Origin of the sequence: Citrobacter sp. CK188, from assembly GCF_030333525.1 — a bacterium.
Classification (GTDB): Bacteria; Pseudomonadota; Gammaproteobacteria; order Enterobacterales; family Enterobacteriaceae; genus Citrobacter_B; species Citrobacter_B koseri.
Genome location: NZ_JAOWFU010000033.1, coordinates 242,966 through 257,207, shown reverse-complemented (window position 1 = coordinate 257,207; position 14,242 = coordinate 242,966). Strand labels below are relative to the sequence as shown.

Below are 14,242 nucleotides of genomic sequence, written 5' to 3'. Positions count from 1 at the left end.
AATCGTTTTTTCAGCCCTTAGTTTGTTCGCCGTTTTCATCATCGGTGAAGCTTAATGAGGCCGAATTGACGCAATAACGCTCACCCGTCGGCTGTGGGCCATCCGAAAAGACATGTCCCAGGTGCGCATCACAGTTGCCGCAGCGAATTTCTATACGCTGCATCCCGTGGGAAAAGTCCTTAATGTAACGGATAGATTCTTCACTGACCGGCTCGTAAAAGCTCGGCCAGCCGCAGCCGGAATCATACTTGGTTTGGGAATGAAACAGCGGCGCGTCGCAGACCAGACAGTGGTAGACGCCATCACGCTTATTATGCAGCAAACGCCCGGTAAATGGCGGTTCTGTACCGTGATTCTGCGTCACGTAGAATTGCATTTCGGACAACTTTTTTTTCAGATCTTCCGCAGAGGGTTGATTAGCCATTTGCTCACATCTCGCTTTAGCCATACTCACATTGCGTGACCGATTCTAACAAAACATTAACACCCCAGTGTGAACTTTTGTTCTAAACTTGATCCTTGCGAAATGGCAGCTTATGAATCGTGATCGAAATCACGTTTTTATCTCAGTTGCCCTTTAAAATTCGGGGCGCCGCCCCCATGTGGTTTCAAGCCGAAAGGAAGAGTGAGGCGAGTCAGCCGTGCAAAGCTTGTACAGAGGATTGATTTGTCGCAATGATTGACACGATTCCGCTTGACGCTGCGTAAGGTTTTTGTAATTTTACAGGCAACCTTTTATTCACTAACAAATAGCTGGTGGAATATATGACTATCAAAGTAGGTATCAACGGTTTTGGCCGTATCGGTCGCATTGTTTTCCGTGCTGCTCAGAAACGTTCTGACATTGAGATTGTTGCAATCAACGATCTGTTAGACGCTGAATACATGGCTTACATGCTGAAATATGACTCCACTCACGGTCGTTTCGATGGCACCGTTGAAGTGAAAGACGGTCATCTGATCGTTAACGGTAAAAAAATCCGTGTTACCGCTGAACGTGATCCGGCTAACCTGAAATGGGACGAAGTTGGTGTTGACGTAGTTGCTGAAGCTACCGGTATCTTCCTGACTGACGAAACCGCACGTAAGCACATCACTGCTGGCGCGAAAAAAGTGGTTCTGACGGGCCCGTCCAAAGACAACACTCCGATGTTTGTTAAAGGCGCTAACTTTGACAAATACGAAGGCCAGGACATCGTTTCCAACGCATCCTGCACCACCAACTGCCTGGCGCCGCTGGCTAAAGTTATCAACGACAACTTCGGCATCATCGAAGGTCTGATGACCACCGTTCACGCGACCACCGCTACTCAGAAAACCGTTGACGGCCCGTCTCACAAAGACTGGCGCGGCGGCCGTGGCGCGGCTCAGAACATCATCCCGTCCTCTACCGGTGCTGCTAAAGCGGTAGGTAAAGTGCTGCCGGAACTGAACGGCAAACTGACTGGTATGGCGTTCCGCGTTCCGACTCCGAACGTATCCGTTGTTGACCTGACCGTTCGTCTGGAAAAAGCGGCTTCTTACGAAGACATTAAGAAAGCGATCAAAGCTGCTTCCGAAGGCCCGATGAAAGGCGTTCTGGGTTACACCGAAGACGACGTAGTATCTACCGATTTCAACGGCGAAGTGTGCACTTCCGTGTTCGATGCTAAAGCAGGTATCGCGCTGAACGACAACTTCGTGAAACTGGTCTCCTGGTACGACAACGAAACCGGCTACTCCAACAAAGTTCTGGATCTGATTGCTCACATCTCCAAATAAGTTGAGATGAGAAATTGATCCCAAAAGGCGACCTCCGGTCGCCTTTTTTTATGGCTAAGAGTTTTCAACTCCAAGGATTGCATCATGATTAACACAATTTTCGCTCTCCCGGTCATCGAACAAATTACCCCTGTCCTCTCCCGCCGCCAGCTCGACGAGCTTGACGTGATCGTCGTCGATCACCCGCAAGTTAAGGCGTCTTTTGCACTCCAGGGCGCACATTTGCTCTCCTGGAAACCAGCAGGCGCCGAAGAAGTGCTGTGGCTGAGCAACAACACGCCGTTTAAAACAGGCGTTGCGCTGCGTGGCGGCGTACCGATCTGCTGGCCGTGGTTTGGCCCCTCTGCGCAGCAGGGGCTGCCGTCTCACGGCTTTGCCCGTAACCTGCCGTGGGCGCTGAAAGCCCACAACGAAGACGACAACGGCGCGGTACTGACATTTGAACTACAGAGCAGTGAGGCGACTCGCCAGTACTGGCCGCACGATTTCACCCTGCTTGCGCGCTTCAAAGTGGGTAAAACCTGTGAGATCGAACTAGAGGCCCACGGCGAATTCGAAACCACGTCTGCCCTGCACACCTACTTTAACGTCGGCGATATCGCCGCAGTTAAGGTCAGCGGCCTTGGCGACCGTTTCATTGATAAAGTGAACGACGCCAAAGAAGATGTGCTGGCAGACGGCGTCCAGACGTTCCCGGATCGCACTGACCGTGTTTACCTGAACCCGGAAGCCTGTAGCGTCATCCACGATGACGCGCTGAACCGCAACATTGACGTCATCCACCATCACAACATTAACGTTGTGGGATGGAACCCTGGCCCGGCACTCGCCGCCAGCATGGGCGACATGCCGGATGATGGCTACAAAACCTTTGTCTGTGTGGAAACGGCTTACGCCACCGCGCCGCAAAAAGCCAGCGAAGAAAAACCGTCTCGCCTGGTGCAAACAATTCGCGTCGCAAAACGTTAAGGGTTGACTGATGCCGGATGACGATGCTGACGCATCTTATCCGGCCTGCAACCTGTCGGAGCAGATGTCTGCGTACATCTCTGCGCTGGCATTCTCACCCATGTACCACGTCCTGTCATCGCATCCTCCCCATCAATGCACCACCGTAAAGCAAAACAGAGCGCAAGCGCCCTGTTTTGATGCACAAATTGCACTGTAAAAATGCACAATCAGAACTTATAGGTGATCCCGGTTGAGATCAGGCCGGTCCAGGATTTATCAACCATCGGGCTGTCGGTCACTTCATCCGACAAACGGGTATAACGCGCTGTACCGTAAACGCTCCAGTCCCCGAGGAAGTTGTAGTTAGCGCTGATTTCCAGGTACGGGTTCCAGCCGCTTTCTGGATCGTAGCTACGCAGGCCGCTGCGCGAGGACTCTTTGCGCGAAACGCCATAGTAGTATTCGTTCTGGTTTTCGCTGTTCCACTGCACACCAATGCCCGGCGTCAGCGTCAGCGCACCATTGGTATAGCGGTACAACCAGGCCAGATCCCACACGATGCCGTTGCTGTTATCCAGCGTATCACCCGCCAGCGTGGTGCGCAGGAAACCGTATTCGGTATTGTGGATGTAAGACAGGCCCGCCATCATGGTGCTCTTACGCTTGTCGAGTTCGCGCAGTCGGCGATCGTCGCTGTCGCCCGGCTTAAAGTACAGCGGAGACCAGTACGCGGTAATCGACAATTTATCCGCTTTGTCGTTCCACAGGTAGTATCCGCCGCCCAGCCCCCGGAACCAGAAGTTATCACTTTCATAGTTGATAACCGGCACCGGATACACATCAGCATCGTAATCTTTGTAAGGATGTTCAACCACACCAACGCCAGCGCCCAGCGTCAAGTCGTTTTCAGCTTGCGCTACGCCAGCTGATGTGGCGATAAGCACGCCAAATGCCAGAAGTTTGAGTTTGGTCACAATCCATATTCCTTATTCAAATGTTTAGCGCCAAAAGTGTAACTGCCAATACGTTTCAACCCAACTATTTTACTTATTCGTTTCACTCTCTGTAACCGGTTAATTTCTCAATAGTGGATGACAGTTTGCTTGCAGTCGGATGAACGCGGGATGACTTTCATCTCTTTTCTTTACATAACCATGCACTTTTAGCGGATGAGTTATTGATATGCCATTGAAATTCATTTATGCGCACAGGCAAGTTTTGCAAATGCCATCTACGCTTAATTTTAAGAAGGTGTATCACCGGGCACGTTGATCTCTTGCTCTGCGTTGTGGCATGAGAGTTGCTGTTTATCAGTAGAGACGTCGTTCAGTTACCTCTTCCGGGAGCCTCTACTATTCATATGAACGGCTCTTACCATGTGCTAAAAAACGAAAGGACGGCATACCATGAATATATTCGATCACTATCGCCAGCGCTATGAAGCTGCCAAGGACGAAGAGTTCACACTGCAGGAGTTTCTTACCACTTGTCGGCAAGATCGCAGTGCTTATGCCAACGCGGCAGAGCGGCTACTGATGGCTATTGGTGAGCCTGTCATGGTCGATACTGCCCAGGAACCTCGACTTTCTCGACTCTTTTCGAACCGGGTCATCGCTCGCTATCCCGCATTCGAAGAGTTTTACGGCATGGAAGACGCGATTGAACAGATTGTCTCTTATCTGAAACACGCGGCTCAGGGGCTGGAAGAGAAGAAACAGATCCTGTATCTGTTGGGGCCTGTAGGGGGCGGTAAATCGTCGCTGGCCGAGCGACTGAAATCTTTGATGCAGCATGTGCCTATTTATGTTCTGAGCGCCAACGGTGAGCGTAGTCCGGTAAACGATCACCCGTTATGCCTGTTTAATCCGCAGGAGGACGCGCAGATTCTGGAAAAAGAGTACGGCATTCCGCGCCGCTATCTCGGCACCATTATGTCGCCGTGGGCCGCGAAACGTCTGCATGAGTTCGGCGGGGATATTACCAAATTCCGCGTCATCAAAGTCTGGCCGTCCATTCTGGAACAGATTGCTATCGCCAAAACAGAACCCGGCGATGAAAACAACCAGGATATTTCCGCGCTGGTCGGCAAGGTGGATATTCGTAAACTCGAACACCACGCGCAAAACGACCCGGATGCCTATGGCTATTCCGGCGCGCTGTGCCGCGCTAACCAGGGGATCATGGAGTTCGTCGAGATGTTTAAAGCACCGATTAAAGTGCTGCATCCGCTGCTGACCGCCACTCAGGAAGGTAACTACAACGGGACGGAAGGTATCTCCGCCCTGCCGTTTAACGGCATTATTCTTGCCCACTCGAACGAATCCGAATGGGTGACTTTCCGCAACAACAAAAATAACGAAGCCTTCCTCGACCGTGTTTACATCGTGAAAGTGCCGTATTGCTTACGCATTTCCGAAGAGATCAAAATCTACGAGAAGCTGCTGAATCACAGTGAGCTGACTCATGCGCCATGCGCGCCGGGTACGCTGGAAACCCTGTCGCGCTTCTCGATTCTTTCCCGTCTGAAAGAGCCGGAAAACTCGAGCATCTACTCGAAAATGCGCGTCTATGATGGCGAAAGCCTGAAAGATACCGACCCGAAAGCGAAGTCCTATCAGGAATACCGGGATTACGCCGGCGTCGATGAAGGGATGAATGGTCTGTCCACGCGTTTCGCGTTTAAGATCCTCTCCCGCGTGTTTAACTTTGACCATGCCGAAGTGGCCGCCAACCCGGTGCATCTGTTCTACGTACTGGAGCAGCAGATCGAGCGCGAACAGTTCCCGCAGGAGCTGGCTGAGCGTTATCTGGAGTTCCTGAAGGGTTATCTGATCCCGAAATACGCCGAGTTTATTGGCAAAGAGATCCAGACCGCCTATCTGGAATCCTATTCCGAGTACGGACAGAACATTTTTGATCGTTATGTCACCTATGCGGATTTCTGGATTCAGGATCAGGAATACCGTGACCCGGATACCGGCCAGCTCTTTGACCGCGAGTCACTGAACGCTGAACTGGAGAAAATCGAAAAACCGGCGGGCATCAGCAACCCGAAAGATTTCCGTAACGAGATAGTCAACTTCGTTCTGCGTGCCAGAGCGAATAACAGCGGTCGCAATCCAAACTGGACCAGTTACGAAAAACTGCGCACGGTTATTGAGAAGAAAATGTTCTCGAATACCGAGGAGCTGCTGCCGGTGATTTCGTTTAACGCGAAAACCTCAACCGACGAGCAGAAAAAACACGACGATTTTGTCGACCGCATGATGGAGAAAGGTTATACCCGTAAGCAGGTTCGCCTGCTGTGCGAATGGTATCTGCGCGTACGTAAATCGTCTTAACAGCATAAATGGCCCGGAAAATTTTATCCGTTTACCGGGCCAACAATTCTTTTGTACGCGAAATCATTCAAGAGGTATCAAGGCGGCAAATGAGTGAATCCCCAGGAGCGTACATAAGTACGTGACTGGGGTGAGCGAATACAGCCAACGCAGAGACAACTTGAAGGATGAAGCGTAAGTTGGCAAATGCAGTACGGGGGGCTTATGACCTGGTTTATTGACCGGCGTCTTAACGGTAAAAACAAGAGCATGGTGAACCGCCAGCGCTTCTTACGCCGTTATAAAGCGCAAATTAAACAGTCGATCTCCGAGGCCATTAATAAACGTTCGGTGACCGATGTAGAGAGCGGCGAGTCCGTTTCAATCCCGACGGATGACATCAGCGAACCGATGTTTCATCAGGGACGGGGCGGCTTGCGCCATCGCGTACACCCCGGCAACGATCATTTCGTACAGAACGATCGCATTGAGCGTCCACAAGGTGGCGGCGGTGGTTCCGGGAGTGGGCAAGGCCAGGCCAGTCAGGATGGTGAGGGTCAGGATGAATTCGTCTTTCAGATTTCCAAAGATGAGTATCTGGATCTGCTCTTTGAAGATTTAGCGCTGCCTAATCTGAAAAAAAATCAGCAACGGCAGCTTACTGAGTATAAAACCCACCGCGCGGGTTTTACCTCCAACGGCGTTCCGGCCAACATCAGCGTGGTGCGTTCCCTGCAAAACTCTCTGGCGCGCCGCACGGCGATGACTGCGGGTAAACGTCGGGAGCTGCGTGCGCTTGAGGACGACCTGGACATCATCACCAAAAGCGAACCCGCGCAGTTGCTGGAAGAGGAGCGGCTACGTAAAGAGATTGCTGAACTGCGGGCAAAAATCGACCGTGTCCCCTTTATCGACACCTTTGATTTACGCTACAAAAATTATGAAAAGCGCCCTGACCCTTCCAGCCAGGCCGTGATGTTCTGCCTGATGGACGTATCCGGCTCGATGGATCAGGCCACCAAAGATATGGCCAAACGTTTTTATATCCTGCTCTACCTGTTCCTCAGCCGAACCTATAAGAACGTTGAAGTGGTCTATATCCGCCACCATACGCAGGCAAAAGAGGTGGATGAGCATGAGTTCTTCTACTCCCAGGAAACCGGGGGCACTATCGTCTCCAGCGCCCTGAAATTGATGGATGAGGTAGTGAAAGATCGCTACGACCCGGCGCAGTGGAATATCTACGCGGCGCAGGCTTCGGATGGCGATAACTGGGCAGATGACTCTCCGCTGTGTCATGAGATTCTGGCGAAAAAACTGCTGCCGGTGGTGCGCTATTACAGCTATATCGAAATCACCCGCCGCGCCCACCAGACCTTATGGCGCGAATATGAGCATCTGCAATCGACCTTTGATAACTTTGCGATGCAGCATATCCGCGACCAGGATGATATCTATCCGGTCTTCCGTGAACTGTTCCAGAAACAAAGTACGACAAGTAAAGACTAGAAATCACTCCGTCAGGTCAGTAAAAAGCCAGAACCCTGTTCTGGCTTTTCTTTATTTCCCCTTAACCGAACAGCAGGCAATGTAATTCAACTGATGGCGCTGTGATTTAAAGAAGCGAAACATCTTGATAAAACGGCTGCGATTGTCACGGATGCACAGCCCGTTATAAACAATTTTAAGCGCCCCTTTCAGCCCTTCATCGCGAATCAACCCTCGCGGAGACATCAGCGACATTTCACCGTTTTGCTGTAAAACCTGCTCAAACCCGGAATCCAGCAACAGATCGCGCCAGCCTTGTTTGGTCATTGGGCTTACATTCGATTTCACCACATGCTGAAGCTGGTTCTGCTCACCTTCCGCCAGCTTCTGGCTGGTCAGCATAATATCGTGCGTTAAGAGACGGCCACCCGGCTTCAGAACCCGATAATATTCACCGATCAGCTTTGCTTTCGCTTTGTCGGCATACATGGTGAGCATGGCCTCGTTAATCACGACATCGAAACTGTTATCGGCAAAGGGTAAGCTGTTGGCATTGGCGGCCATGACATGGATGTGATTTTCCAGCCCGTGCGCCGCAACATTGTTCCGCGCGTTTGCCAGCGCGTTTTTATCCATATCGATGGCGTAGACCGAACAACCAAAACGTTGCACCAACTCAATGGCGGTCGTCGCCATATTGCATGCCACTTCCAGCACCTGGCTGCCCGGCGTCAGCTGAGACTGGCTGAACAGCCACTCCGTCGCCTCAATGCCGCCCGGACGCAGACGGGTTTTGCCCAGGCTTGCTAAAAATGTATGGCCCGCTTTTTCATTCGCACTCATCGCGCACCTCCTTCCTGATAAGTTGCATTATAAATACAACATTAAGAGAAAAAGGGGAAGTATGAGAATGATTTTTATTTCACAACACAAAAGAGGACGAAGGCGCTGTTAGAGAGAACATCACCACTGTGATAAACTGAAGCGTCGCCCTTTGAAAACTGTTATTCATCATGAAATTGCATCATAAAGCGCTCAGGCTCTTTATCTCCGCAAGCGTCATTGTACTGACGTCCTCTTTTCTGGCTTATGAATTGATCGCCAGTGACAGGGCGATGAATGCCTATATGGGCTACATCATCGAAAAGGCAGACTCTTCATTTTTGTATGACAAGTACCAGAATCAGAGCATTGCAGCTCATTTAATGCGCACGTTCACGGAGCCCAAAACACCACCATCCGATGAACAACAATATGCGTTATGCCGCGGATTTGAAACAGACAGCAATACCCACGGCATCAATCTCACCACGCATAATAACCCATCGCTACATGGAACACTGCAAACCGCCGAGGCAAGCTGCGCGATCGTAGCTGACGACGCTCCTCTGTTGTTCGCTTTTGATCAGGCGGTGGCGGCGAATCGTAACCAGAAGGATTATGGTAAAGGGCTGGGCACTGTAGAAGATAAATTCCACTACTATCTGGATATTAAAAAACGCTACGTCTATTTCTATAACCTGATTGACTCCAGACAATTTTTTATGCACCACTGGTCTTTTCTGCGAAAAGGAACGCTGGGAATCAACCGTAACGATATTGATGGTCAATTCACAGGGCGAACAGTGCTCTCAAGCATTTATCAGGACGATCTTACGGAAAAAAATGTGATGAGTTTTTTAACTCCCGTTTATCTACATGGAAAGTTAAAAGGCATAGTAATGGTGGATATTAACCAGGATAACCTGAAGAATATTTTTTACACTCAGGATCGTCCACTGGTCTGGCGCTATCTGGACGCGACTCTGTTCGACCTTAATTCAGAGAAAAAAATCATTGTCCATCAGAGCGAAAATAACCTCTTTAATTATGTTAATTATGTTCACGACCTGCCAGGCGGAATCCGTGTCACATTATCTCTCGACATCCTGTATTTTATTGTCTCATCATGGAAACTGTTCGCCTTTTACCTGCTCGTTACCGCTACGTTACTGAACATGGTCAGAATGCATTTTCGCCTTTACCATAATGTTAATCGTGAAAATATCAGCGATGCGATGACCGGCCTCTATAACCGTAAGATCCTGACACCGCAGCTTGAACAGCGGTTGCAGCGACTGGTCAACACAGGCACCTCCGTGACGTTTATCGCCATCGATCTGGATAGGTTGAAAGTCATTAACGACACGCAGGGGCATCAGGAAGGCGATCGCACAATTACATTGCTGGCAAAAGCCATTGAAGCATCGGTGCGTAAAACAGATTACGCAATAAGATTGGGAGGTGATGAATTTTGTGTAATTCTTATCGATTCAGTTGTACCGGCAACAACTTTACCTGAGCGTATTGCCAATAAGTTGCGAATCATCGCGCCAGATAAGGTAATTAGTTTTTCCGCTGGACTTTATCATATGCAGCCTGAGGATACGATCCAGGACGCATACAAGGCCTCTGATGAGCAACTCTATCTCAACAAACAACAAAATCATGCACGTTTGTGATACCCTTTTACCGTTAAAACTTCATCGCAATATTGGGAGTGAATGATGAATGAAGTCGCTAAGGGGATCACGGCTCACCAGCGTTTGATTACCCTTTTATCGCAGGAAGGCGCCACTTATCGTGTACTCAGTCACGAGGCGGTCGGTAAGTGCGAAGCGGTTTCGGAAATTCGCGGCACCGCACTAGGCCAGGGGGCAAAAGCGCTGGTGTGTAAAGTGAAAGGCAATGGCGTCAATCAACATGTCCTGGCGATCCTTTCCGCTGACCTGCAGGCCGATCTCGCCCAACTCGCAAACCATCTCGGCGGACTAAGAGCTTCGCTTGCCAGCCCTGCCGAGGTGGATGCGCTGACCGGCTGCGTCTTTGGCGCGATTCCCCCTTTTAGCTTCCACCCTAACCTGAAGCTGGTGGCCGATCCGCTGTTGTTCGAGCGCTTCAACGAAATCGCGTTTAACGCCGGTGTGCTGGAAAAATCGGTCATTATGAATACCGACGATTACCTGCGCATTGCGCAGCCGGAACTGGTCAACTTTCGCCGAGCGCAATAACGGCTCAGAAACGTCTTTCCAGCACCAGTACGGAAATCACAATCACCGCGGCAATAGCGAAAAATGATGAGGTAATGATCAGCGTTTCAATCAGCATATGATCGTTCATGGTTTCACCCCGTTGCGACAGAGAAAACGGCTCACCTGTTATTGATAAATCGAATTAATGGCAATTTAATGACAGCAAGCCTGATCTGCCCGGAAAATTCTCCTCAGGCATTCGCCTGAAAATGTGCCGTTATTGATAAAAAAGCCTGTTCACTCACGTATTTGCGCGTACAGTAAGCAGGCTTATCTTTCTCTGGCAAGGAAACCACGATGTTTGATGTCACTCTGCTGATCCTGCTTGGACTGGCAGCGCTGGGCTTTATCAGCCATAACACCACTGTCGCCGTTTCAATTCTGGTGTTGATCATTGTCCGCGTTACCCCACTCAATACGTTTTTCCCGTGGATTGAGAAACAGGGGCTGACCGTCGGGATCATTATCCTGACTATCGGCGTCATGGCGCCGATCGCCAGCGGTTCGCTGCCTCCCTCTACGCTCATTCACTCCTTCGTCAACTGGAAATCACTGGTTGCCATCGCCATTGGTGTCTTTGTTTCCTGGCTGGGCGGGCGCGGCGTTACGCTGATGGGAAGCCAGCCGCAGCTGGTCGCGGGTTTACTGGTGGGGACGGTACTGGGCGTTGCACTGTTCCGGGGCGTGCCGGTCGGCCCGCTCATTGCCGCAGGCCTGGTGTCGCTGATTATTGGGAAGCAGTAAGCCCGACCAGATAACGGCCTGGAGTTTGCCCCAGCCCCTTTTTAAACATGGTGATAAACGCGGTCGTTGAATCATAACCCAGCGTTTGGGCGACGTGCTGCACGCTGTGTCCGTCAATCAGCGCCTGCAACGCCAGAATAAGCTGCAACTGGTGACGCCAGCGACGAAAGCTCAGGCCGGTTTCCTTTACCACCAGTCGGGCAAGATTGCGTTCGCTCATGGCGAACAGGCTCGCCCACTGCCCCAGCGTTTGCCAGCGGGCTGGTTCACGCGCCATCGTCTCCACCATTTGACGTATTTTGGGATGCCCGGAAACCGGAAGCTGCATCTGCTCCTGTGGTTGCTGCGGAAGCTCATCAAACAAGACCTGTGTCAGGCGCTGCGTCATTGGCTCGGTACGCTGAATATCCGTTCTCGCGGCAAGCGCCAGAATCAGCTCCCGGCACAATGGCGTTATTTTTAGCGTACAGCAGCGATCCGGCATCACGACCGCATCCGGCTCAATAAACAGAAAACATAATTCCGCCCCCGCCGTGACGTGGTTACTGTGGGGAATTTCGCCGGGAACCCATACTGCATACTGTGGCGGCACCATCCACATGGCGCTTTCTACCTCGCAGGTAATAGCGCCATGCAGCGCCAGGATCAGTTGCCCTTTTCGATGGTGATGCAGCGGACTGAAAAGCTCATCTTCGCGAGCGCGAATGCAAAAGGCCACAGCCGCATCATGGTGAAGGTCAGGCTCGTAGCCATCCAGTCTCAGGCCAATCATCATATTGTCCGATTTTAGCGATAAACTGTCATTTTAGCTTGATTGATCCAGAGAGTAAAAACGGTAAGGTATCGCCTCGCCTGTTGATATGAGAAAACAATGACTATTTCCCCTTCATTACGCGGCAAAAACGGTGCATTACTGATTGCCGGTATTCTGATGATTGCGACGACGCTGCGCGTTACCTTCACTGGCGCTGCGCCGTTACTGGAGACGATTCGTGCGGATTACGGGCTAACTACCGCACAAACGGGCCTCCTGACCACGCTTCCCTTGCTGGCTTTCGCGCTGGTCTCTCCGCTGGCGGCAAACATTGCGCGCCGGTTCGGCATGGAACGCAGCCTGTTTGCCGCCATGCTGTTGATTTGCTTTGGTATTGCCGTGCGCTCGCTACCTTCTGCCAGCTTCCTGTTTACCGGCACAGCCATTATTGGTTGCGGTATCGCGCTGGGAAACGTGCTGCTCCCCGGGCTGATTAAACGCGATTATTCACAGCATGTGGCAAAACTGACCGGCGCCTATTCATTGACAATGGGCGCCGCAGCGGCGGTGGGTTCGGCAATGGTCGTACCGCTGGCGTTGCATGGCTTTGGTTGGCGCGGCGCGCTGTTAATGCTGATGCTGTTTCCCCTGCTGGCCTTTCTTATCTGGCTGCCGCAGTGGCGCAACACGGCTACCGCCAACCTGAGCAACTCCCGCGCGCTACACTCGCGCGGCATCTGGCGATCCTCCCTCGCCTGGCAAGTCACCTTATTCCTCGGCATTAACTCGCTTATCTATTACGTTATCATCGGCTGGCTGCCCGCGATTTTAATCAGCCACGGCTACAGTGAAGCGCAGGCCGGATCGCTACACGGCCTGCTGCAACTGGCGACGGCTGCGCCGGGACTGTTGATTCCGCTCATCCTGCACCGGTTCAAGGATCAGCGCAGTATTGCCGCGCTGGTATCGCTCATGTGCGCTCTCGGCGCGGCCGGATTCTGGTTTGTGCCGGGGCAGGCGGTGCTGTGGACGATTCTGTTTGGATTTGGCTCTGGCGCGACAATGATTTTGGGTCTGACGTTTATTGGGCTGCGCGCCAGTTCCGCACACCAGGCGGCGGCGCTTTCGGGCATGGCGCAATCTGTCGGCTATCTGCTGGCGGCATGTGGGCCGCCGTTGATGGGTAAGATTCATGATGCCAACGGCGACTGGCACATCCCGCTAATTGGCGTGGCGGTTCTGGCGGTCGCGATGGCGATATTCGGCCTTTATGCCGGACGCGATCGGGAGATCGCAGCAAAATAACCGAACGGGCAGGCATTGACCTGCCCTTGTTTTTATCCCCGTGCGGCTCGCAGCATCGCCTGCACCAGGGGAACGGGTTTACCCGCCAGCGCGCCACGTTCATGTTGAAAAAGCGTACCAACGAAAAAGGGATGCGTTACCAGTTCCACGGCACGGATGTCTCCCGCCTCATCCCACCCGGTAACCCGCAAATCGCCATTCTCAAGTTCAGCGGCAAAATCTTCTGATACCCCGTAGTTGCAGTGATATCCTTCGGAGATAACGTCCTGCCCGTAGGCTTTGGCGACCAGCGTATTCGCCCTCAGTTCGATATCATCCGTTTTTTCCACCAGCGAGCAGCTCAACGGGGCGATAACCATCCGACCGGAAGCATCAGTTTCGGCGTGCGCCGCATCGCGCCAGCCCAGCACATTACGGGCATACTCGAGGATCGCGTGCTGGAATCCGCCGCAGGTTCCCAGAAAAGGAATGCTGTTTTCACGGGCATAACGAATAGCAATCAATGCCCCTTCGGTATTTTTATAGGGGCTGCCGGGAACAACCCAGATGGCATCATAGCCCACCAAATCTTCGTCACTATTGATGTCGGGCGTCGTCAGCCAGTCATAGTCCGCCATTAACTCCAGCACGGCGGCCGCATCATCAATAGCAAGGGGTATGGCCTGGTGCGCCACGATATCGGGGTTGTAATCACCCACCAGCGCAATACGTAGCGTGTCTTTAACAGGGGAAAGTTCCATGAGGCGTTCCTTATGTCAATGCAATGAGGGACAACATAAGGAACCTCAGACTACCGATCTTTTACTGTTATCACAATCCCTTAAATTGAGGAGGATCGAAGTGCTATA

At 51.8% G+C, this 14,242-nt stretch carries 13 protein-coding genes and 1 pseudogene; 8 read left to right on the top strand and 6 right to left on the bottom strand.

Annotated elements, in window-relative coordinates:
- Nucleotides 1–10: 10 nt before the first annotated feature.
- Nucleotides 11–424, bottom strand: coding sequence for a peptide-methionine (R)-S-oxide reductase MsrB (gene msrB, locus OGV67_RS12790; protein ID WP_047457431.1), 414 nt, complete (start codon nt 422–424; stop codon nt 11–13).
- 341 nt (nt 425–765) lie between these two features.
- On the opposite strand from msrB, the gene gapA reads away from it, so the two are divergent.
- Nucleotides 766–1,761 (top strand): glyceraldehyde-3-phosphate dehydrogenase, encoded by a 996-nt coding sequence (gene gapA / locus OGV67_RS12785; protein WP_012132666.1) that lies wholly within the window; start codon nt 766–768, stop codon nt 1,759–1,761.
- An 84-nt stretch (nt 1,762–1,845) separates the two neighbouring features.
- Entirely contained in the window at nt 1,846–2,730 is an 885-nt protein-coding gene (locus OGV67_RS12780; protein WP_047457434.1) for a D-hexose-6-phosphate mutarotase, read from the top strand.
- 209 nt (nt 2,731–2,939) lie between these two features.
- Here OGV67_RS12780 and OGV67_RS12775 read toward each other — a convergent pair whose 3' ends face one another.
- Nucleotides 2,940–3,686: a MipA/OmpV family protein gene (locus tag OGV67_RS12775; RefSeq protein WP_012132670.1), complete on the bottom strand. Its 747-nt coding sequence runs from the start codon at nt 3,684–3,686 to the stop codon at nt 2,940–2,942.
- 432 nt (nt 3,687–4,118) lie between these two features.
- On the opposite strand from OGV67_RS12775, the gene yeaG reads away from it, so the two are divergent.
- Nucleotides 4,119–6,053: a protein kinase YeaG gene (gene yeaG / locus OGV67_RS12770; RefSeq protein ID WP_012132672.1), complete on the top strand. Its 1,935-nt coding sequence runs from the start codon at nt 4,119–4,121 to the stop codon at nt 6,051–6,053.
- A gap of 204 nt (nt 6,054–6,257) precedes the next feature.
- Nucleotides 6,258–7,541, top strand: a complete 1,284-nt coding sequence (locus OGV67_RS12765; protein WP_058669020.1) for a YeaH/YhbH family protein — start codon at nt 6,258–6,260, stop codon at nt 7,539–7,541.
- Between the two features lie 51 nt (nt 7,542–7,592).
- On the opposite strand, the gene OGV67_RS12760 is transcribed toward OGV67_RS12765, so the two are convergent.
- Entirely contained in the window at nt 7,593–8,363 is a 771-nt protein-coding gene (locus OGV67_RS12760; RefSeq protein WP_049008788.1) for a class I SAM-dependent methyltransferase, read from the bottom strand.
- A gap of 170 nt (nt 8,364–8,533) precedes the next feature.
- Between OGV67_RS12760 and dgcJ the strand changes: the two genes are divergently transcribed.
- Both dgcJ and OGV67_RS12750 read left to right on the top strand, forming a co-directional pair.
- The gene (gene dgcJ, locus OGV67_RS12755; protein WP_115614854.1) at nt 8,534–10,021 is read left to right on the top strand and encodes a diguanylate cyclase DgcJ; all 1,488 of its coding nucleotides are present in this window, start codon (nt 8,534–8,536) and stop codon (nt 10,019–10,021) included.
- Nucleotides 10,022–10,066: 45 nt separating this feature from the next.
- The gene (locus tag OGV67_RS12750; RefSeq protein WP_114848584.1) at nt 10,067–10,570 is read left to right on the top strand and encodes a YbaK/prolyl-tRNA synthetase associated domain-containing protein; all 504 of its coding nucleotides are present in this window, start codon (nt 10,067–10,069) and stop codon (nt 10,568–10,570) included.
- Nucleotides 10,571–10,574: 4 nt separating this feature from the next.
- Here OGV67_RS12750 and yoaI read toward each other — a convergent pair whose 3' ends face one another.
- Nucleotides 10,575–10,679 (bottom strand): small membrane protein YoaI, encoded by a 105-nt coding sequence (gene yoaI / locus OGV67_RS12745; RefSeq protein WP_096753847.1) that lies wholly within the window; start codon nt 10,677–10,679, stop codon nt 10,575–10,577.
- A 209-nt stretch (nt 10,680–10,888) separates the two neighbouring features.
- Here yoaI and OGV67_RS12740 point away from each other — a divergent pair, with 209 nt between their 5' ends.
- Nucleotides 10,889–11,335: a DUF441 domain-containing protein gene (locus OGV67_RS12740; protein ID WP_012132677.1), complete on the top strand. Its 447-nt coding sequence runs from the start codon at nt 10,889–10,891 to the stop codon at nt 11,333–11,335.
- On the opposite strand, the pseudogene OGV67_RS12735 reads toward OGV67_RS12740, so the two are convergent.
- A pseudogene (locus tag OGV67_RS12735) lies at nt 11,318–12,107 on the bottom strand (AraC family transcriptional regulator); the annotation flags it as partial. The gene OGV67_RS12740 and the pseudogene OGV67_RS12735 sit on opposite strands and share 18 nt — an antisense overlap.
- Before the next feature lie 99 nt (nt 12,108–12,206).
- Between OGV67_RS12735 and OGV67_RS12730 the strand changes: the two are divergent.
- Complete coding sequence (locus OGV67_RS12730; RefSeq protein ID WP_115614855.1) at nt 12,207–13,394, top strand: CynX/NimT family MFS transporter; 1,188 nt, start codon at nt 12,207–12,209, stop codon at nt 13,392–13,394.
- A gap of 32 nt (nt 13,395–13,426) precedes the next feature.
- Here the strand turns inward: OGV67_RS12730 and OGV67_RS12725 are convergent, their stop codons facing one another.
- Nucleotides 13,427–14,134, bottom strand: a complete 708-nt coding sequence (locus OGV67_RS12725; protein ID WP_012132680.1) for a CTP synthase C-terminal region-related (seleno)protein — start codon at nt 14,132–14,134, stop codon at nt 13,427–13,429.
- Nucleotides 14,135–14,242 lie beyond the last annotated feature (108 nt).